At 65.9% G+C, this 18,674-nt stretch carries 17 protein-coding genes; 5 read left to right on the top strand and 12 right to left on the bottom strand.

Translation table 11 applies throughout. The features are described 5' to 3' along the window. Positions 1-70 precede the first annotated feature (70 nt). From H4P35_RS05010 to H4P35_RS04995, 4 genes are all read right to left on the bottom strand, one after another. Positions 71-1,687 (bottom strand): methyl-accepting chemotaxis protein, encoded by a 1,617-nt coding sequence (locus H4P35_RS05010; protein ID WP_304518375.1) that lies wholly within the window; start codon positions 1,685-1,687, stop codon positions 71-73. A 757-nt stretch (positions 1,688-2,444) separates the two neighbouring features. After that, on the bottom strand, positions 2,445-3,062 hold the full coding sequence (locus H4P35_RS05005; protein WP_056321417.1) for a flavin reductase family protein: 618 nt from the start codon (positions 3,060-3,062) through the stop codon (positions 2,445-2,447). 3 nt (positions 3,063-3,065) lie between these two features. After that, positions 3,066-4,028, bottom strand: a complete 963-nt coding sequence (locus H4P35_RS05000; RefSeq protein WP_062840417.1) for a carbon-nitrogen hydrolase family protein — start codon at positions 4,026-4,028, stop codon at positions 3,066-3,068. 30 nt (positions 4,029-4,058) lie between these two features. Then, a complete protein-coding gene (locus H4P35_RS04995; RefSeq protein WP_152383600.1) occupies positions 4,059-5,711 on the bottom strand; it encodes an MFS transporter in 1,653 nt (550 codons plus the stop codon). Positions 5,712-5,872: 161 nt separating this feature from the next. Between H4P35_RS04995 and H4P35_RS04990 the strand changes: the two genes are divergently transcribed. Next, positions 5,873-6,727, top strand: a complete 855-nt coding sequence (locus tag H4P35_RS04990; RefSeq protein WP_062840415.1) for an IclR family transcriptional regulator — start codon at positions 5,873-5,875, stop codon at positions 6,725-6,727. Between the two features lie 18 nt (positions 6,728-6,745). On the opposite strand, the gene H4P35_RS04985 is transcribed toward H4P35_RS04990, so the two are convergent. Next, the gene (locus tag H4P35_RS04985; RefSeq protein WP_180098939.1) at positions 6,746-7,726 is read right to left on the bottom strand and encodes a tripartite tricarboxylate transporter substrate binding protein; all 981 of its coding nucleotides are present in this window, start codon (positions 7,724-7,726) and stop codon (positions 6,746-6,748) included. Between the two features lie 183 nt (positions 7,727-7,909). Continuing rightward, complete coding sequence (locus H4P35_RS04980) at positions 7,910-9,037, bottom strand: mandelate racemase/muconate lactonizing enzyme family protein (RefSeq protein ID WP_062840413.1); 1,128 nt, start codon at positions 9,035-9,037, stop codon at positions 7,910-7,912. 159 nt (positions 9,038-9,196) lie between these two features. Between H4P35_RS04980 and H4P35_RS04975 the strand changes: the two genes are divergently transcribed. After that, a complete protein-coding gene (locus H4P35_RS04975; RefSeq protein ID WP_056321404.1) occupies positions 9,197-10,099 on the top strand; it encodes a LysR family transcriptional regulator in 903 nt (300 codons plus the stop codon). Here the strand turns inward: H4P35_RS04975 and H4P35_RS04970 are convergent. Then, positions 10,096-11,286 (bottom strand): amidohydrolase family protein, encoded by a 1,191-nt coding sequence (locus H4P35_RS04970; protein WP_226848326.1) that lies wholly within the window; start codon positions 11,284-11,286, stop codon positions 10,096-10,098. The genes H4P35_RS04975 and H4P35_RS04970 overlap by 4 nt on opposite strands. Position 11,287: 1 nt before the next feature. Continuing rightward, positions 11,288-11,485, bottom strand: a complete 198-nt coding sequence (locus tag H4P35_RS04965) for a hypothetical protein (RefSeq protein ID WP_056568607.1) — start codon at positions 11,483-11,485, stop codon at positions 11,288-11,290. A gap of 196 nt (positions 11,486-11,681) precedes the next feature. Here H4P35_RS04965 and H4P35_RS04960 point away from each other — a divergent pair, with 196 nt between their 5' ends. Together H4P35_RS04960 and H4P35_RS04955 are read left to right on the top strand one after the other, a co-directional pair. Then, a complete protein-coding gene (locus H4P35_RS04960) occupies positions 11,682-12,194 on the top strand; it encodes an ASCH domain-containing protein (RefSeq protein WP_056321397.1) in 513 nt (170 codons plus the stop codon). Between the two features lie 295 nt (positions 12,195-12,489). Beyond that, positions 12,490-12,816 (top strand): virulence factor, encoded by a 327-nt coding sequence (locus H4P35_RS04955; protein WP_056321394.1) that lies wholly within the window; start codon positions 12,490-12,492, stop codon positions 12,814-12,816. 232 nt (positions 12,817-13,048) lie between these two features. Here H4P35_RS04955 and H4P35_RS04950 read toward each other — a convergent pair whose 3' ends face one another. The 4 genes from H4P35_RS04950 to H4P35_RS04935 all read right to left on the bottom strand — a co-directional run bounded on the left by H4P35_RS04950 (position 13,049) and on the right by H4P35_RS04935 (position 17,159). Continuing rightward, entirely contained in the window at positions 13,049-13,297 is a 249-nt protein-coding gene (locus H4P35_RS04950; protein ID WP_081100999.1) for a hypothetical protein, read from the bottom strand. Between the two features lie 234 nt (positions 13,298-13,531). Further along, complete coding sequence (gene serS / locus H4P35_RS04945) at positions 13,532-14,878, bottom strand: serine--tRNA ligase (RefSeq protein ID WP_226848325.1); 1,347 nt, start codon at positions 14,876-14,878, stop codon at positions 13,532-13,534. Positions 14,879-14,923: 45 nt separating this feature from the next. After that, a complete protein-coding gene (locus tag H4P35_RS04940; RefSeq protein WP_152383596.1) occupies positions 14,924-16,264 on the bottom strand; it encodes a replication-associated recombination protein A in 1,341 nt (446 codons plus the stop codon). A gap of 103 nt (positions 16,265-16,367) precedes the next feature. Next, positions 16,368-17,159, bottom strand: coding sequence for a deaminated glutathione amidase (locus tag H4P35_RS04935; protein WP_226848324.1), 792 nt, complete (start codon positions 17,157-17,159; stop codon positions 16,368-16,370). A 177-nt stretch (positions 17,160-17,336) separates the two neighbouring features. Here H4P35_RS04935 and H4P35_RS04930 point away from each other — a divergent pair, with 177 nt between their 5' ends. After that, positions 17,337-18,605: an amino acid deaminase gene (locus H4P35_RS04930; RefSeq protein WP_175209928.1), complete on the top strand. Its 1,269-nt coding sequence runs from the start codon at positions 17,337-17,339 to the stop codon at positions 18,603-18,605. The last annotated feature ends 69 nt before the right edge of the window (positions 18,606-18,674 follow it).

Genomic DNA, 18,674 nt, shown 5'->3' with positions numbered 1-18,674 from the left:
ATCAGGGGCTTTTTTCTTTGTGCTGTGTTTGGTGTGGGCTTATCGGTGTGCGCTTATCAGGGCGGGCTTATCAGTAAGCAGCCAGCCGCCGCGGCGCCGGCGTTTCGCCAGCGTGGACGGACGACACCGCCTCAACCGCCAACACCCGCTCTGCCCCGCCCGGCAACCTGAACGCGCTCACCGCCCGCGTCAAATCTGCCGACTGATCCTGCATCGATCCCGCCGCCGCGGCCGCCTCTTCGACCAGGGCGGCATTCTGCTGGGTCACCTCGTCCATCTGCGCCACGGCGCGGTTGACCTGCTCGATGCCGTCAGCCTGTTCGGCCGAGGCCGCGGCGATTTCGCCCATGATATCGGTCACGCGTTGCACGGAACTGACGATCTCCTGCATGGTCGCCCCGGCGCGTTCGGCGCTGCCCGAGCCCTGGCCGATCTTCTGGACGGTGTCTTCGATCAGCACCTTGATCTCCTTGGCGGCCTGGGCGCTGCGCTGCGCCAGCGTCCGCACCTCGGCGGCCACGACCGCGAAGCCCTTGCCCTGCTCGCCAGCCCGCGCGGCTTCCACGGCGGCGTTCAGGGCCAGGATGTTGGTCTGGAATGCAATGCCGTCGATCACCGACACGATGTCCGAGATCTTCACCGAGCTGGCGGAGATCGCGTTCATGGTGCTGACGACTTCGGACACGGTGGCGCCGCCGCGCGATGCGGTGTCCGAGGCCGCCGCGGCAAGCTGGTTGGCCTGCTTGGCGCTATCGGCGTTCTGCTTGACCGTAGAGGACAACTGTTCCATCGACGCGGCCGTTTCTTCCAGCGAAGCGGCCTGCTGTTCGGTACGGGAAGACAGATCGGTATTGCCTGCCGCGATTTCGCCGGACGCGGACGCGATGCTGTCCACACCGGTCCGGATGCGGGCGACCGTAGCGGCCAGGTTGGCGTTCATGGACTCCAGCGCCATCATCAACTGGCCGATCTCGTCACGGGACCGCGCGACGATCGTGCTGGTGAGGTCGTTGGCGGCGACGGTGCGCGCCACGCGCACTGCGTCGGACAGCGGACGGGTGATGCTGCGCGTGAGCAGCACGGACATCAAGAGACCACACACCACCGCGATGGAGCCGATCACGATCATCCACAGGTTCGCATTGCTGTAGGACGTTTCGATCTCCGCGGCCCGCGCATCGATGTCGGCGCGTTGCAGCGCGGACAGGCGATTGATGTTGTCGATGAACTGACGCGTCGCGGGCAGGAACTCCTGCGTGAAGATCTTGTTGGCGGCCTCGACGTTGCCTTCCTGCTTGGCCTTGAAGATGCCGTCGCGGGTGCGCAGGTAGTCCGCCCGCGCCTTGCCGATTCCCTGCCACAGCGCCTTTTCCTCGTCGGTCTCGATCAGCGGCTCGATCTTCTGCTGCAAGGCCGACGAGTTGCGGGTCGAGGCTGCCGCTTCCTCGGTGAAAAAGCCCGCCAGACTGGCGTCGGCGCTCTTGGCGATCGCGGTGGTCCGGGTGACCCCGGTCTGGATGTTGCGCGCCCAGTCGTTGATCAGGCGCTCCTTGGTCAGTGAACGTTGCGTCAGCGTGTCGACCGAATCGTTGATGTTGGCCAGGCTGACCAGCCCGACGACGCACATGACCATGATCATGGCCAGCAAGATGGCGAAACCACCCGCCAGGCGGGTTCCAAGCTTCATGTTTTTCATACTGCCTCCGGCGGCTTCCAGGGCAAGTGTGAATGCGGGCTCGGGCGGATGCCTCGGCGGCGGAATTGCGCCGCCTCCAAAACAGGCCAGATGCTCGCAAGCCCCTGGTTATCCGCCCCCAATAATGGTGTCCGTTGTGTCTGAGAATTGCCGGCGGAGAGGTCGAATTGTCGAGGGTTCTCGCGACGGTCGAACGGATGCTAGCAGTCCGGATTTGGGGGTCATCGGGGGAAATGAAGGCGTTATTGACGCAACCTCGACGCATTGCGCCAAACGCGCCGGCGGCGTTGTAAAAAAGCCGCTTTCCGGCCGCAACGCACGGGTGGGGACCAGGCGGGTTTTGCTGCAGGCTTCGTAGGTCGCACGCCGCCGCGGCCACCGTGGGCACGATCGCCCACGATTGCGGTCCGGAGCCTTCGCTCCGGACTTCCCCCTCGTCATCTTCGTCCGCCTTCGGCTCCCTTCAGATTCCCTCGGGCGCATCGACGGCGCTCGCACCCACGGTGACCGCGACGCCGTGCTGAGAGGGTCTTTGGTTCGCGCGCTACAAGACCTGTGCACAGGGCAGGAGATCTGCGGGGCCGCCGAATTGCTGCCGCGCGTGCGGCGGCAATCGGCATTCGGGCAGAGGGGCGTCGTCGCGGTGTGCGCTGCGCGCTGGCGTGGTGTTGTGATTCGGTGTGCTGTTGGCGTCCGGTTGGATGTCTTACTTTTGCGCAAAAAAAACGGCCCGAAGGCCGTGGTCAGATCAATCCGGCGTCGTCGGCCGCGCAAGCTGGAAGGTGTCCGTGCTGCGCGCGTACCAGCCGCCGCCGTGCATGCGGGCAATCAGCCCAAGCGCCGGCGTGTCCACGTGGCCGCGCTCGGCGTCGCGCACATAGGCGTCCTCGACGTGCGCGCCCAGGACGCGGCCGATGACGACGATCTGGCGCGGGCCGGTCACGACCGTTGCCTGGCTGACGCATTCCAGCGCCACCGGGCTGCCCTGGATGCGGGGCGGCCGTACATGCGTGGACGCGAGCGCCGTCAGGCCGGCCGCGGCCATCTCGTCCACGTCGGCCGGGTAATCGGCGCAGGTCTGGTTCATTTCGCGAACCAGCGACTCCGGCACCAGGTTCACCACGAACTCGCCGTTCTCGATGATGTTGGCGCCCGTATCCTTGAAATCGCCATCGGGATGGCGCATCAGGCCGATCGCGACCGTCGGCGGCTGATGCCCCATCACGTTGAAGAAACTGAAGGGCGCCGCGTTGACCACGCCTTTGCCCGACACGGTGGTGACCCAGGCGATTGGACGCGGCGTGACGGTCGAGGTGAGGATGTTGTAGACCGTCTGCGCCGGCAAGGCGCTGAAATCGAACTCCATCGATCAAGCCTCCTGCTGCGGCGCGGCGGGGCCGGTCGCCGACACCGCGCGCTTCTCACGGGTGTCCACCTGCAGCTGGAAGACGTCGGGGCGGGCGTAGTGTCCGGACACGTCGAAGTCGTACTTGCCGCGCAGGATCTGATTGGGCTCGATGTCGGCGTACAGGATGGTCTCTTCCGAGAAATCCGGGCCGGCCAGCACCTCGCCCAGCGGGCCGATGATGGCGCTGCCGCCGCGCATCAGCACCGTGTCCGGCGCGTCGCCCAGGGCGCATTCGAAGTCTTCGGGGTATGCGCTGCGGCGCAGGTGCTGGCACGCCGTCAGCACGTAGCAGCGGCCTTCCAGCGCAATGTGGCGCATGCTGGGCACCCAGGTGTCGCGGTCGTCCGCGGTGGGCGCGCAGTACAGCGCCACGCCCTGGCTGTACATGTACATGCGCAGCATGGGCATGTAGTTCTCCCAGCAGATCACCGCGCCGATCTTGCCGTAGGGCGTGTCGATGACGGGTAGGGTGGACCCGTCGCCAAAGCCCCAGATCAGCCGCTCGCCCGCGGTCGGCATCAGTTTGCGGTGCTTGCCCGCCAGGCCGGCCTGGCCATTGAAGTACAGCACGGTGCAATACAGCGTGCCGCCGTCGGCCTCGATGCAGCCCATGACCACGAAGCTGTCGGTATCGGCCGCGGCCTGCGCCACCAGCGCGACCTCTTCGCCGTCCAGGCGGATGGCCTGCCGATGGTATTGGGCGAACGCGTCGCGGCCCTCCGGTTTGCGCATGCCGATGGGCGCGCCGAAGGAGTTGCCCTTGGGATATCCGCCCAGGAAGGCCTCGGGAAACACCTGCACGCGGGCGCCCTGCTCGGCCGCCTGGCGGATGAGCCCGGCCGCCTTCTGGGCGCAGGCCACGCTGTCGGTAGGAATGGACGCCGCCTGGATGACGGCGGCCTTGAAGGTGGTTTGCACGGACATGTCTCTGCTCGCTTCCTTGTCGCGTTGTTGTTAGTGGGCCGGGTCTTCGTCGATGGCCTTCGCACGCGTGTTGGGCAGCAGCAAGCTGCCGATCACGCCCACGATCACCATCACCGTCACCGGGTACATCAGGCCGCCGAAGATATTGCCGCTAGCCTGCGCCAGGTAGGTGGCGGTAAAGGGCACGATACCGCCAAATATGCCGGCGCCGATGTGATACGGAAAGGACAGCGCCGTGTACCGGATGCGCGCGGGGAACAATTCCACCAGATAGGACGCGACCGGGCCATAGACCATGGCGACGACGGCGGTCATGAGCACCAGGATCAGGATGATGGTGGCGCGGTCGATCCGCGCCGGATCGGCCTTTTCCGGATAGCCGGCTGCGGTCAGCGCCTTGGCGTACGCCGCGCGGTCAAAGCCGTTGACGGTGGCGCCGCCCACGCTCATCGCGATCTCCTGTCCCGGAATCGGCGCGGCGTATTCGAAGTTGATGCCCTTGCCGACCAGGAATTTCTTGGCCTGCACGCATACCTTCTTGTGGTCGGCGTGGCTGCCGATCATGGCGGCCTGCAGCCCGAAATCGCAGGCGCCGCCGGTAGTGTCGGCATGCACGCGGACGGGCGTCGTCTGCATCGCCTGCGCCAGCGCCGGATTGCCGGCGTTGAGCAGGACGTTGAACATGGCGTGGTAGCCCACCGCGCCGATGAACAGACCCGCCATCATGATCCACTTGCGGCCCACCTTGTCCGACAGCCAGCCAAACAGCACGAAGGTCGGCGCGCCGATGATGAAGCCGATCAGGATCAGCGTGTAGACGGTGGTCTGATCAAGCTGCACGGCCTGCTGCAGGAAGATCATGACGTAGAACTGGCCGGTGAAGTACGTGGCGCCCTGGCCCGCCGTGACGCCGATCAGCGCCAGCAGCACGAGCCGCAGGCTCGGCCATTGGCCGAACGTTTCCTTGACCGGGTTCTTGGACAGGCGGTTCTGCTGCTTCATGCGCGTGAAGACCGGCGATTCGTGCAGCTTGGCGCGGACGTAGATCGAGATGGCCAGCATCACGATCGACAGGATGAACGGCAGACGCCATCCCCACTGGCGAAAGTCCTCGGCGCTCATCGAGGCCTGGACGCACAGGATCACGACCAGCGACAGGATCAGCCCCGCCGACGAGGTGATCTGGATCCAGCCGGTCAAGAGGCCCCGGCGCCGCGGCTCGCAATGTTCCGCGACGTAGATCACCGCGCCGCCGTATTCCCCGCCCACGGCCAGGCCCTGCACCACCCGCAGCGTCAGCAGCAGGATCCAGGACAGGTGCCCCGCGGTTTCGTAGGTGGGCAGGCAGCCGATCAGCACGGTTGCGCCGCCCATCATGACGACGGTGATCAGGAAGGTGTACTTGCGGCCCAGCTTGTCGCCCAGGTAGCCGAACATCACCGCGCCCAGCGGCCGGATGATGAAGCCCACGGCCAGCGCGCCCAGGGCGGCCAGCAGCGCGACAGTCGGGTTGTCCTGCGGGAACAGGACCTGGCTCATGAAGACGGCCAGCGTCCCGTAGATGAAAAAGTCGTACCACTCGAACAACGTTCCCAGTGTGGAGGCCACCACGACCTGGCGTTCTTCCTTGCGGCTCAGCGTCGGCCCGGCGTCGATCCTGGGCATTGCGACATTCGCTTCCATGCTTGCTTTCCCCTGATGTTTTAGATTGATACTGCTGTATGCATTAACTATTATCAAAGCTAAGACGTCGCCGGCAAAAGCTAGGGGAAACCCGGCGCGGCGGTCCAAGCGGCAAAAAAGGCCGCTGCTACACTGCCGCCACGCACACAGTGGAGGCAGCAATGGCAAGGCCCGCCGGCAAGGCTGAGAAGAATTCGGAACAGGCGCCTGCCACGGCGCGCAGGGGCATCCAGTCGATCGAAGTGGGATTCCGGATCCTGGACGTCATCCGCAAGACCGGCCGCCCGATGCCGCTCAAGGAAATCGCGGACGCCTGTGCGCTGACCGTTCCCAACGTCCACTATTACCTGGTGAGCTTCCAGAAGGTGGGCGTGGTGCAGCAGCACGCCGACACCGGCCATTACGGGCTCGGTCCGTACGCGCTACGGCTGGGGCTGGCCGCCCTGGAACAGTTCGACGTGTTCACCACGGCGCGCCCGATCATGGCGGAGGTGGCCGCGGCCACCGGCCATACCGTGTTCTTGGGGGTGTGGGGCAACAAGGGGCCCACGATCGTGTACCGCGTCGAGGGCAGCCGCAGCCGGCCCCTCCTGGAATTGCGCGTCGGCACGGTGATGCCGCTGCTGTCATCCGCCCTGGGCCGCAATTTCCTGGCGCACCTGCCGGATGCGCTGACCCGCGAGCTGCTGGAACAGGAGATGGCCTCGTCCGTGCCGGAAAGCCACGGCGGTACCGCCGGCAACGCCTACACGATGGCGGATGTGCAGGCCATTCGCGACGAGGTCCGCAAGCACCACATCAGCCGTTGCCGCCACGCGCTGCTTCCGCACTTCACGTCGCTGTCGGCGCCCATCTTCGACATGCTGGGCGAAATGAAGGCGGCCATCACGCTGATGGGGCCGGTGGGCGCCGTGGATGACGACCTGGAATCGGCCACCGCGCGCCTGCTCAGCGAAAAAGCCCGCTCGATCTCGGCGACGGCGGGCTGGGTGGATCCGGAGGCGGCAGCCATCTGAGTTACGTGGTGTCTGGCTTTATCCCTCCGCCACGATTTTCGCGTCCTGGATCGTCTTGGCGTATTTCTGCTGCTCGCTCTTCATGAATTCGGCAAAGCGCTGCACGCCCCCGCCGCCGTCTTCCGCACCCACCTGCGCCAACTTTTCCTGCACGTCGGGCATCGCCAGCACCTGGTCGATGTCGCGGCTCATGCGCTGGACCATGGCAGCCGGCATGCCGCCCGGACCGACCATGCCGAACCAGATGCTGGCCTCGAAGCCCGGGTAGCCCTGCTCCGCGACCGTCGGTACGTTGGGCTGGCTCTTGGAGCGCTTTTGCAGCGTCTGCGCCAGCGCGATGACCTTGCCGGACTGGATCAGCGGCGTGGCCGTCGTCATGCCTTCGAAGCAATACTGCACGTGGCCGCCAAGCAGATCGTTCATCAGCGGCGCCGATCCCTTGTACGGCACGTGCAGCACGTCAATGCCGGCGCGTGCCTTGAAGATTTCCAGCGCCAGGTGCTGGGCCGATCCGCTGCCTGCTGAGCCGAACACGATCTTGCCCGGCTGCGCGCGGCACAGCGCGACGAGGTCGGGCAGCGTCTTGGCCGGTTGCCCGGCGCCGCCGATCAGGATGGTTGGCGTCTTGCCGACCAGGGCGATCGGCGTGAAGTCCTTGTCCACCGAATACGCAAGCTTGGGCTGCAGGCCCGGCGCGATGCCGTGACTGTTCACGTGCGCCATCAGCAGCGTGTTGCCGTCGCCCGGCTGGCGCGCGACCTGTTCGGCCGCGATGATGCCGGCCGCGCCCGCGCGGTTCTCGACGATGACCGGCATGTTCCACAGCACGCCCAGCTTCTGCCCCAGCAGACGGGCCAGCACATCCGTGCCGCCGCCCGCGGGAAACCCGACCACGATCTTCACCGGCCCGGACGGCATCTCCTGCGCCCGCGCCACCGCGGGCAGCACCAGCGCCGCTCCCAGCGCCGCGGCGCCGGTCATGAATTGCCTACGTTGCATTGTTGTCTCCTCGCGCGCCGGTCCAAAGGCCGGCAACTGGTTATGTGGACACTGCCTGCCTCTGTGGCATCCGGCCATCTGGCGCGGCCTGGATGCGGACCTTCGGTACGACACCTGCGTGAACCGGCGCCGCTGCCGCATGCGCACCGCATGTGACGTTTGGCGCGGCGCCTCGCGAGTGGCCTAGCGGCCGACGCGCGTCCACTTGCCGAAGCGTTCGACCATGCGCTCGTCAAAGCCGAATCCCAGCCCCGGCTCCTGATGCAGGATCACGCGGCCCTGCTTGTGGGTCAGTTGGCGGTCGACCAGCTTGCGGAAGTTCAGCACCTGGTCGTCCCAGAAGAATTCGACATAGCGCGCGTTGGGCGTGGCCGCGACCAGCGGCGCATGCACGTCGTGAAACCAGTGCGGGCACACCACCACGCCATAGCTGGCCGCCGTGGCCGCGATGCGCTTCCACTCGGTGATGCCGCCGCAGACCGCCGCGTCCGTCTGCAGGATGCCGGCCGCGCCCTTGTCCAGCAGTTCCTTGTGATACCAGCGGCCGTAGCCGATTTCGGCCGTGGCGATCGGCAGATGCGTCAGCCGCGCCAGCTTGGCATGGCTGTCGATGTCGTCCGGGCCGAACGGTTCCTCGATGAAGTACGGTTCGTATTGCTCGAAACGGCGGATGTACTGCATGGCCTGCGTCACGTCCTGCCAGGCGTTATTGCAGTCCATCATCAACTCGACATCCGGCCCCACGGCTTCGCGCGCGGCCTTCAGGCGCGCTTCTTCCTCGCGGGGCGAGAGGCGGCCGGTCTTCATCTTGACGGCGCCAAAGCCCTTGGCCACATAGCTGGCCATCTCCTCGCCCAGGTGCTGCGGGGTCTTGCCATCCAGGTAATAACCGCCGCTGGCATACGCCGGCACCGATTCCAATTCCATCGCGCCCAGGAATTTATGCAGCGGCAGGCCCGCGGTCTTGGCATTCAAGTCCCACAACGCGATGTCCAGCGCGCTCAATGCGCGCATCACCGTGCCCTGCCGGCCCTGCAACAGGGCTTCCTGATACATCGCCTGCCACAGGCCTTCGACCGCATGCGAATCCTTGCCCAGCAGCACGGGTCCCAGCAGGCTCTGGACGGCGGCCTCGAAAATGGCGCCGCCGGCGCTGCCCACGTAGCAAAAGCCGATGCCTTCGACGCCATCGGTAGAGCGCACCTTGACCAGGCCATAGTGGCGGGTGGACACGGTGCGGTTGGAGAACGAGGTGACTTTATCCAGAGGCACCGCCGCGGCGCATACGTCTATGGATTCAATGATGGGCACGGGCAAGCTCCTTGTGACAGTGAAATCGGCTGGACCGATCGGCGCGCCGCGCGCTGCCTGATCGCCTGGACGTATTCTTCCCCTGCCCAAAGAAAACAACAATTATCTTCACGCATCTTTAGAATACGGAAAAACCATCTTCCCGATAGGCAGGCCGGTGTGGACTCACGCTTTTTGCAGACGTATGTGCATGTGGTGGAACTGGGTTCCATCGCCCAAGCCGCCCGCCACCAGGGGCTGACGCCAGCGACGGTGCAGCAACGGCTGCGCGCGCTGGAAGCCGACGTGGGCAGCGCGTTGATCGCGCGCTCGGGCCGTACGGTCAAACCCACGCCTGCCGGCGTGCGCATCCTGGAGCGGGCGCGCGCCATCCTGCGCGACGTGCGCGACCTGCGCTCGGCCGCGTCGGACACGGATCTGCCTGCAGGGCCCTTGCGGCTGGGCGCCACGCCCACCGCCCTGACCGGCATCATGCCGCCGGTGCTGCGCACCTGGGTGGCGCGGCATCCAGGCATCGAGATCTATATCGAGCCGGCGCCGACCACGCTGCTCTACAGCAAGGTGCTGTCGGGCGAACTGGACGGCGCGCTGCTGGTGCATCCCCTGTTTCCCATTCCCAAGACCTGCGCGTGGCGCGACCTGCGCCGCGAACCGCTGGTGCTTGTCACGCCTGCGCAGATGAAGGTCGACGACCCGCTGGCCGTCATCGCCCGGGAACCGTACATCTGCTATGACCGCAGCGTGGTGGGCGGCAAGATGGCGGACGACTACCTGCGCGCGCGCAGCCTGCGCCCCCGGGTCCGCTTTGAACTGGATGGGATCGAATCGATTGCCAAGCTGGTTTCCGAGGGGCTGGGCGTGGCGCTGCTGCCAGACTGGGCCAGCACAGGCGCGCCGCTGGCGCACGTCAAACGCTGGCCGCTGCCCGAGCCCTGTCCGGTACGAACGGTGGGCGCCATCTGGCTGCGGTCAGGCGTGCGATCGGAATTGATGCGGGCCTTCGTGGAACTGGCCGAATCGCAGCTGGGGCTGGGCGGCACGGCCGCCCAGCGCACCCGCTAGGCGATGGCGTCTTCGCCGTTGCGCGCCACGACCACGCCGCTGGACACCACCAGGCGCCGCGGCGAACGCTGCACCACGGCTTGGGCGATACAGCCCGCATCGGCCAGCACCAGATCGGCACGCGCGCCGGGCGCCAGGCCGTAGTCCGCAAATCCGCAGGCGCGGGCGGCGGCGCGGGTCACGCAGTCGAATGCCCACTCGATCTCGTCGTCGCGGCGCAGATCGTTGCGCAGCCCGATCAGCGCCGCGCGCTCCAGCATGTCGGGGCTGCCGTAGGGGGTCCAGGTGTCCCGGATGCCGTCATTGCCGCCAAAAAGCGTCACGGCCGCCTCGCGGCAGGCGCGCAGCGAGGGCACCGGACGAGACGCCGGCGCGGTGGTCAGCAGGGCCACGTCCAGCAGCGCCAACCGCCGCAGCAGGCCCTCCAGACGGCGGGCGTCGAGCGCGCCCAGGCAAAAGGCGTGGCTGATGACGACCTTGCCTTTCATGTCCAGCGCCTGGACGCGGTCCAGAATCAGCTCCAGCGTAAAAGCGCCCAGTTCGCCGGGCTCATGCAGATGGATATCCACCGGTTTGCCGTGCTTGTCGGCCAGGCCAAACAGCACATCCAGGGATTTCACGGGATCACGGTCGATGGCGGACGGGTCCAATCCGCCCAGCACGTCGGCGCCATCGGCAAGCGCCTGGTCCAGCAGGTCGGCTGTACCGGCGCGCGCCAGGAGGCCCGACTGCGGAAACGCCACCGTCTGGATCTCGACGCGCCCGGCCAGCGCTTGCCGCGTGGCATGCACGCCTTCCAGGTGTTTCAATCCGGCGTCCGTGTCGATATCGACGTGCGTGCGGATGCGGGTCGTGCCCGCGCGCAGGAATGCCAGCGCCAGCGCATGCGAGTGGCTGGCGGCGTCATGCCCGGTGGCGGCACGCCAGTTGCGTTCGTTGTCGATGCGATCGGTCAGGGACGGGCCGACCTTGTTCACATACCAGGCGGAACCCCAGGTCGTCTTGTCCAGATGGGTGTGGCCTTCGACGAAGGCGGGCAGCAGCAAGGCACCGCCGCCCTCTTCGACGTTCACGTCGGGATCGGCCTCAAGGCCAGGGCCGATTTGCAGGATGCGGCCGCCGCGCACCAGAACGTCCACGCCCTCGCCTTGCGGCGTACGGACGTCCGTGACGAGCAGATCCGCCATGTCAGACTTGGGGCGGTTCGATCCAGAAAAAGCGCTCGCCCTGGCGGACCATGTCGGCAACGCCTTCGGCGCCGATGCGGTAGTCCGTGCCCATCAGCGTGGCCCCGCCGTCTTCATGGATATGGATGACGGCCAGCGGGTCGTTGGCCATGGTGTACCAGTAGTAACCGGGCTTGAGATTATGGAGGTCGGTAGTCATGCGTCGAGTATACAAACAACGCCTCGGCATTTTCAAAAAGACAACACATATGCAGCGCCCACCTGACAGGTAAGTCGTGACACGTCATACTCCCCGAAGCAGAGATTGAGTCCGTCTCAAGCAGGTGGCACGTGCGGGCCCCAGCCATAACAGCAATAAGCGCGCGAGCGTTCATCGCGAGGGATACAGCTAGCACATGAAACGGCAGTTACTTCAGTTCAGCGAACCGCTCAAGCAGGCCATTCTGGACGGGGCAAAGGTGCAGAGCCGGCGCATTCTCAAGCCGCAGCCGTCCAAGTTCACCACGGTCTGGTACGCGGACGCCGCCGATTCGGGCAGATGGGTGGCCATGGGCCCGTCGCCCGATAACCCGTCCGAGATGCGCAAGACTTCAAGCTGGGTCAGGTGCCCCTATGGAAAATCGGGCGAGACCATCATCCTGGCCGACGAAGCCGGCGCGCCGTTTGCCAGCGCCGTGGTCGTGGGCGTACGTATCCAGCGGCTGCAGAACCTGACCGAGGCCGATGCGCGTGCGGAGGGCACGCACGCGCTGTATCAAAGCTCGGCGCTACTGCCCGGCGTGCCCCTGCAAACGGCGTTCGCGCTGATGTGGTGCGAACGCTATGGCGCGCACGCGTGGGCGGCCAATCCCTGGGTGTGGGTGGTCGAATACCGCCAGACCACGCCCTTCGACAAGTCGGATTACTGAGGCGCTGGCGCGCGGGCGCAACACCGCTCGCCCCGGCCGCCCGGAGTTGGTGTCAAGGTGTAACACCAGCCCTCGGCTTCAGTTAATTCCATCCTATTTCAATCGACTTCAAGCGACGTTTCGCCAGAGCGGACCCGCGCTGCCGCAGTGCAGCACCCGTCGCCGAATGAAAACGGGGGCGGTTGCGGATTGTCGCGATTGCGGCCGGGATGCTTACGTATAGCTGGCGCAAACCGCCGAAAATAGCGCCAACGAATACTCAACTTTGCTGCGTCTCGCAGCGGGCAGGTGCAAGATGAAAAAATGGCTTATTGCAGGTGTTGGCGCCGCGGGGCTGATGATCTCCAGTGTCGCCTTGGCACGAGTGGACGTCGGCATCTCGATCGGCGTTCCTGGCATCGTCTACCCGGCACCGGTCTACGTGGCACCGCAGCCGGTCTACGTGGCGCCGCCGCCTCCGGTGTATTACCGCCCGGCTCCGGTGTACGTCGCGCCCCCGCCGCCGGTGGTATACCCGGCGCCGGTGTATTACCGCGGCGGGCGCTACTACGATCGCGGCCATTACCACGGTCCGAAACATGGTCACGGGTATTACCGGGGCCGCGGGCACGACCGCGATTGATAATCCCTCACGCCCCAAAAGCAAAGGCCACTCCTGCGAGTGGCCTTTCTTTTGTCGAGGCAATATCCGGTGCCCCGTGACAACCTGTCAGGCGGCGGGCGCCTGTACAGGCTTTGCAACCACCGATGCCGGTTGTTGCGCAACCGGTTTGGCCTTGTCATCGGCCCAACGCGGCGATTCCTGGACCAGATCGATCCAGCGGCGCGGCGCACTGGACGCCCGCCACCAACCATTATGCGGACGCATGAGCAAACTCCGGTTCACCGTTAAAACGCACACCATTGATGCCCTGGAACAAATGACGGCTTTCCTGTTCTGCTTCGTGCAAATCAGTGAACGGCGCCTGACCCGGCACCGTCCAGCATTTTTCGGGCGCGGTTCCGCCGATTCGGCGAGTCCATATTTGCACCCGATAACCCTGCTCGTCTTCCTTTGCCACTGAGCATCTCACACGAAAATCTCCAATCATTCTTGAAGTCATGGACAACTCCTTGTTATATAAGTGAATGAAGCGTGTAGAACGCCGGTGTATTGTGCCGTAACTATCCGGCCCTTTTATGCCAAATACACAATTGCTCACATCAAAAATCAAGCACTCACGTGAGCACGATAGCGTTCCAAAAAGACAGCAATATGTCGGCAATGATAAAAAAAAACGGAGCCCGCAGGCTCCGTCTTTTTATCAGCCAAATGGCCGATGGACGCCGCGCGAATATCAGGGTTTTAGTACCGTAATACCGCCCATGTAGGGCTGCAGCGCTTCCGGAATCAACACGCTGCCGTCTTCCTGCTGGTGGTTTTCCAGCACGGCGACCAGCGCGCGGCCCACCGCCAGGCCCGAGCCGTTCAGGGTGTGGACATATTCCGGCTTGCCCTGGGCATTGCGAAAACGCGCCTGCATGCGGCGAGCCTGGAAGGTTTCGCAGTTGGACACCGACGAAATCTCGCGCCAGGTATTTTGTGCCGGCAGCCAGACTTCCAGGTCATAGGTCTTGGACGACCCGAAACCCATGTCGCCCGTGCATAGCAGCACGACGCGGTACGGCAGATTCAGCAATTGCAGCACGCGCTCGGCGTGCCCGACCATTTCTTCCAGGGCCTCGTACGACTGGTCCGGCTGCGTGATCTGCACCATTTCGACCTTGTCGAACTGGTGCTGGCGGATCATGCCGCGGGTATCGCGGCCGCCGCTGCCGGCTTCCGAGCGGAAGCACGGCGTGTGGGCGGTGAGCTTGAGCGGCAGGTCGGCGGCGGCCTGGATCGCGCCGCTGGCCACGCTGGTCAGCGTGATTTCCGAGGTGGAGATCAGGTACTGGTCTTCGCGCACATACGGCTTGCCCTGGTCGTCGACCTTGGGATCGTCGTCGCCGCCGCCCTTGGAGACCGCAAACATGTCGTCCTTGAACTTGGGCAGCTGGCCGGTGCCGTACAGCGTCGAGGCGTTGACGATATACGGGGTGTAGCACTCGGTATAGCCGTGCGTGCCGGTCTGCAGGTCGAGCATGAACTGGGCCAGCGCACGGTGCAGGCGGGCGATGGGGCCGCGCATGAACGAAAAGCGCGCGCCCGACAGCTTGGCGGCCATGTCGAAGTCCAGGCCCAGCGGTTCGCCCAGCGCGACGTGGTCGCGCGGCTCAAAGCCCAGCGCGGGCGGGTTGCCGTCGGCGCCGGCCTGGCCGGGCAGCCAGCGGCGCACTTCGACGTTGTCGTCGGCGGACTCGCCCAGCGGCACGCTGGCGTGCGGCAGGTTCGGCACCGACATGAGCAGGTCATTGAGCGGCTGCTGCAGGGCGGCCAGCTCTTCCTCGAGCTGCTTCAGACGCACGGGCACGGCCTGCGATTCCGCCATGACGGCGCTGGCGTCCTCGCCCTTGGCCTTCAATTGGCCGATCTGCTTGGCCAGCGCGTTGCGGCGGGCTTGCAGGGACTCGGTTTCGGTCTGGACGGCCTTGCGGCGCGACTCCAGGTCGTTGAACCGTTCCGTGTCGAAGGCGACGCCGCGGGTCTTCAGGCGGTCAACGACGGTTTGCAGGTCTTTGCGCAGCAGTATCGGGTCTAGCATGGTGAGGTCGGTGAGGTTGCAAAAAAGGCGGCGGGGGATTGCCCGTCACCGGTTCTTGGCGCGTTCCTGTGCGTCCAGCTCGCGCAGGAATGCCAGCTTCTGCTGGATTTTAGCCTCCAGGCCACGATCGGTCGGCCGGTAGAAGGAAGGCTTGAGTCCGTCAGGGAAATATTGCTCGCCCGCGGCATAGCCGTGCGGCTCGTCGTGCGCGTAGCGGTAGGCCTTGCCATGGCCCAGCTGCTTCATCAGCTTGGTCGGCGCATTGCGCAAGTGGATGGGCACCGGCGCGCTGCCGTGTTCCGCCGCGAACTTGCGCGCCTGGTTGTAGGCGTTGTAGACGGCGTTGGACTTGGCGGCGCACGCCATGTACACCACCGCCTGCGCCAGCGCGAGCTCGCCTTCGGGGGAACCGAGGCGCTCGTAGATGTCGGCGCCGTTCACGGCGAGGTCGGTCGCGCGGGGGTCGGCCAGGCCGATGTCTTCCACCGCCATGCGCACCAGGCGCCGCGACAGGTACTTGGGATCGGCACCGCCGTCGATCATGCGGCAGAACCAGTAGAGCGCCGCGTCCGGGTTCGAGCCGCGCACCGACTTGTGCAGCGCGCTGATCTGGTCGTAGAAGGCGTCGCCGCCCTTGTCGAAGCGCCGCAGGTTCTGCGACAGCGAGATTTCCAGCCAGGCGGCATCCACCGTGTCGCGTCCGGCCGACTGCGCCGACTCGGCCACGACTTCCACCGCGCTGATCAGGCGGCGCGCGTCGCCGTCGGCCCACGCGGCCAGCTGCTCGCGCGCGTCGGGCTCGATGCGGATGGTGTCGCCCGGTTCCTGTCCTTCATTGAGCGCCGCGACCGCACGGTCAACGAGCTGTTGCAGTTCTTCTGCCGTCAACGATTGCAGCACATACACGCGCGCCCGCGACAGCAAGGCCGAGTTGACCTCGAACGACGGGTTTTCGGTGGTCGCGCCGATGAACGTGAACAGACCGCTTTCGACATACGGCAGGAAGGCGTCCTGCTGCGCCTTGTTGAAGCGGTGGACTTCGTCGACGAAGAGGATGGTTCGCCGGCCCTGACCTTGCGCGACCTGCGCCACCGTCACGGCGTCGCGGATGTCCTTCACACCACCCAGCACGGCCGAGATCGCGATGAACTGCGCGTCGAAGCCGTCGGCCATCAGGCGTGCCAGCGTGGTCTTGCCCACGCCGGGCGGCCCCCAGAAGATCATGGAGTGCGGACGGCCGGAGTCGAAGGCGACGCGCAGCGGCTTGTCGGGTCCCAGCAGATGCGACTGGCCAACCACGTCGGACAGGGTGCGGGGACGCAGGCGTTCGGCCAGGGGAACGTAGGGCCGATGCGCGGGATCGGCCGCGAAGAGATCGTTGCTCATTGGCAGCAGATGAAGGGATGCAGCAAGGATTTCAAGCCTGCATTACACCATGCCCGCGTCACGACGCCCGCCGGCCGTTCCGCCAGCCGGCGGCGTGGCCGCCCTACGCCAGTTCGGGCGGTGCAAAGCGGCGGTTGGCCAGCACGGGCAACACCTTGCGCGCATGGGCGAGGCGCTCCGGGTCGATGTCGGCGAAGACCAGCGCGGGCGCTTCGCCCGCGCGCGCCGTGACGACGCCCAGCGGATCCACCACCATGCTGCAGCCGATGTTGCGCTCGCCGCATTCGCCGGTGGCCGCGACGTAGCAGGTGTTCTCCAGCGCCCGCGCCGTGACCAGGACTTCCCAGTGCATTTCCTTGAGCGGGCCACGCACCCAGGCGGCCGGCAGCACCAGCAGGTCGGCCCCGTCCAGCGCCAGCCGGCGGGCCAATTCGGGAAAGCGCACGTCGTAGCAGGTCATGAGGCCCACGCGCAGGCCGGCGATGTTCAGCAGCGGCGGGATGTCCGTGCCCGGGGTGACATTGGTCGATTCCTTCATGGTGAAGGCGTCGTACAGATGCAGCTTGCGGTACTGCGACAGGATCTTGCCGTCGCGGATCGTGACCAACGTGTTCCACACCCGGCCCTCGCCCGTCGGCACATGCACGCACATCATGGTGGCCAGGTCCGACCCGCGGCTGGCATCGAGCAGGCGCGTGATGAACGGACCGTCCAGCGCCTGCGCGGCCTTGAGCACGATCTGCGGATCGGTGATGTCGCGCGCCAGGATGCCTTCGGGCAGAACCAGGAGGCCTGCCCCGCCGGCGCGGGCGCGTTCCATGAGATCGATGCAGACCTGCGCGTTTTCTTCCCAGACGCGGCTGACGGCGAACTGGCCCAGGGCGACTTTCAGCATGGCATTTCCTTTGTCAAAGCACAGGCGCGCCTCAAGGGGCGCGCGGCATGGACCTATTTTCCCATCGTCCGGGCGGCGTGGCGTACGGGAAACTCCTAGCTCCCGCTTGTAAATTTCTTTCACGATAATGAAAAAAACTGGATTTGACGTAAATATTTTCCATACCGGGCCGCCACCATGACCAACTCTTCCTCTCCCGCAGCTCCCCTGGACGTGAACGGCAAGGGCCTGGGCGCGTTTCCCGAATCCTGTACCACCGCCGACGTGGCGGCACTGAACTGGAACCTGCTGAACGAGGACGTGAGCCTGCCGGTGGCCGTGCTGTACGAAGCCCGCATGCGTCACAACCTGCAGTGGATGCAGCAGTTCATGGAGGCCTATCACGTCAAGCTGGCGCCGCACGGCAAGACGACGATGAGTCCCGCCCTGTTCAAGCGCCAGATCGACAACGGCGCGTGGGGCATTACCCTGGCCACCGCACCGCAAGTCCTGGCGGCCTATCAGCACGGCGTGCGCCGGGTGCTGATGGCCAATCAGCTCGTGGGCCGCGCCAACATGGCCATCATCGCCCGTCTGCTGGAGGATCCGGCCTTCACCTTCTTCTGCATCGTGGATTCGGCGGCCAACGCCGCGCAGCTGGGCAAGTTCTTCGGCGACGAGGGCAAGGTGCTGCCCGTGCTGATCGAACTGGGTCCGGCGGGCGGGCGCACCGGCGTGCGCGACGACGCGCAGTTGCAGGCCGTGGCCGACGAGATTGCCCGCTGGCCCGGTCTGGCGCTGGCCGGCATCGAAGTCTATGAAGGCGTGCTACAGGAAGAAGGCGCCATCCGCGCGTTCCTGCGCCGCGCCACCGACGCCCTGCGCGGCCTGGCCGCCGCGGGCCGGCTGCGCAAGAGCGGGCCTGCCCTCATCTCCGGCGCCGGATCGGCCTGGTTCGACGTCGTGGCCGAGGAGTTCTCGCAACTGGACATCGGCAGCCCGCTGGAAGTGGTGTTGCGCCCGGGTTGCTACCTGTCGCACGACGTGGGCATTTACCGCAGCGCGGCCGAGCGCATCAATGCGCAGAACCCGGTGGCCCGTCAGATGGAGCCCGGCCTGCAACCTGCCCTGCAGGTCTGGGCCTACGTGCAGTCGCTGCCCGAACCCGGGCGCGCCATCATCGCGATGGGCAAGCGCGACGCGGCCTTTGACGCGGGCCTGCCCACCCCTGCCCTGCTGTACCGGCCCGGTTCGGTGCAGCCCGGCGCGGCGCCGTCCCACTGGAAGCTGTCGGCCATGATGGACCAGCACGCCTTCATGCAGGTGGGCGACGGCGACGACATCCAGGTGGGCGACATGATCGCCTTCGACATTTCGCATCCCTGCCTGACGTTCGACAAGTGGCGTCAGGTGCTGCTGGTGAACGAGCACTACGGCGTCACCGGCGTGGCCGAAACCTTCTTCTAGTCCCCCTGCCCGCGGCACCGCGCCAGGCCCACAGGGGACCGCAGCATCCGGGCACCCGGCGCTCATCCG

It is taken from the genome of Achromobacter sp. 77, assembly GCF_020541125.1.
Lineage (GTDB): Bacteria > Pseudomonadota > Gammaproteobacteria > Burkholderiales > Burkholderiaceae_B > Achromobacter > Achromobacter mucicolens.
The sequence above is the reverse complement of the archived record's forward strand: the minus strand, read 5'-3'. Positions and strand labels throughout refer to the sequence as shown.

Excerpts from the sequence above, each read along its gene's own strand:
- serS (WP_226848325.1), bottom strand. The coding sequence starts at position 14,878 with ATGCTAGACCCGATACTGCTGCGCAAAGACCTGCAAACCGTCGTTGAC.
- H4P35_RS04960 (WP_056321397.1), top strand. The coding sequence starts at position 11,682 with ATGAAACGGCAGTTACTTCAGTTCAGCGAACCGCTCAAGCAGGCCATT.
- H4P35_RS04935 (WP_226848324.1), bottom strand. The coding sequence starts at position 17,159 with ATGCTGAAAGTCGCCCTGGGCCAGTTCGCCGTCAGCCGCGTCTGGGAA.
- H4P35_RS04965 (WP_056568607.1), bottom strand. The coding sequence starts at position 11,485 with ATGACTACCGACCTCCATAATCTCAAGCCCGGTTACTACTGGTACACC.
- H4P35_RS04985 (WP_180098939.1), bottom strand. The coding sequence starts at position 7,726 with ATGCAACGTAGGCAATTCATGACCGGCGCCGCGGCGCTGGGAGCGGCG.
- H4P35_RS04970 (WP_226848326.1), bottom strand. The coding sequence starts at position 11,286 with ATGGCGGATCTGCTCGTCACGGACGTCCGTACGCCGCAAGGCGAGGGC.
- H4P35_RS04955 (WP_056321394.1), top strand. The coding sequence starts at position 12,490 with ATGAAAAAATGGCTTATTGCAGGTGTTGGCGCCGCGGGGCTGATGATC.
- H4P35_RS05000 (WP_062840417.1), bottom strand. The coding sequence starts at position 4,028 with ATGTCCGTGCAAACCACCTTCAAGGCCGCCGTCATCCAGGCGGCGTCC.
- H4P35_RS05010 (WP_304518375.1), bottom strand. The coding sequence starts at position 1,687 with ATGAAGCTTGGAACCCGCCTGGCGGGTGGTTTCGCCATCTTGCTGGCC.
- H4P35_RS04950 (WP_081100999.1), bottom strand. The coding sequence starts at position 13,297 with ATGACTTCAAGAATGATTGGAGATTTTCGTGTGAGATGCTCAGTGGCA.
- H4P35_RS04990 (WP_062840415.1), top strand. The coding sequence starts at position 5,873 with ATGGCAAGGCCCGCCGGCAAGGCTGAGAAGAATTCGGAACAGGCGCCT.
- H4P35_RS04930 (WP_175209928.1), top strand. The coding sequence starts at position 17,337 with ATGACCAACTCTTCCTCTCCCGCAGCTCCCCTGGACGTGAACGGCAAG.
- H4P35_RS04995 (WP_152383600.1), bottom strand. The coding sequence starts at position 5,711 with ATGGAAGCGAATGTCGCAATGCCCAGGATCGACGCCGGGCCGACGCTG.
- H4P35_RS05005 (WP_056321417.1), bottom strand. The coding sequence starts at position 3,062 with ATGGAGTTCGATTTCAGCGCCTTGCCGGCGCAGACGGTCTACAACATC.
- H4P35_RS04940 (WP_152383596.1), bottom strand. The coding sequence starts at position 16,264 with ATGAGCAACGATCTCTTCGCGGCCGATCCCGCGCATCGGCCCTACGTT.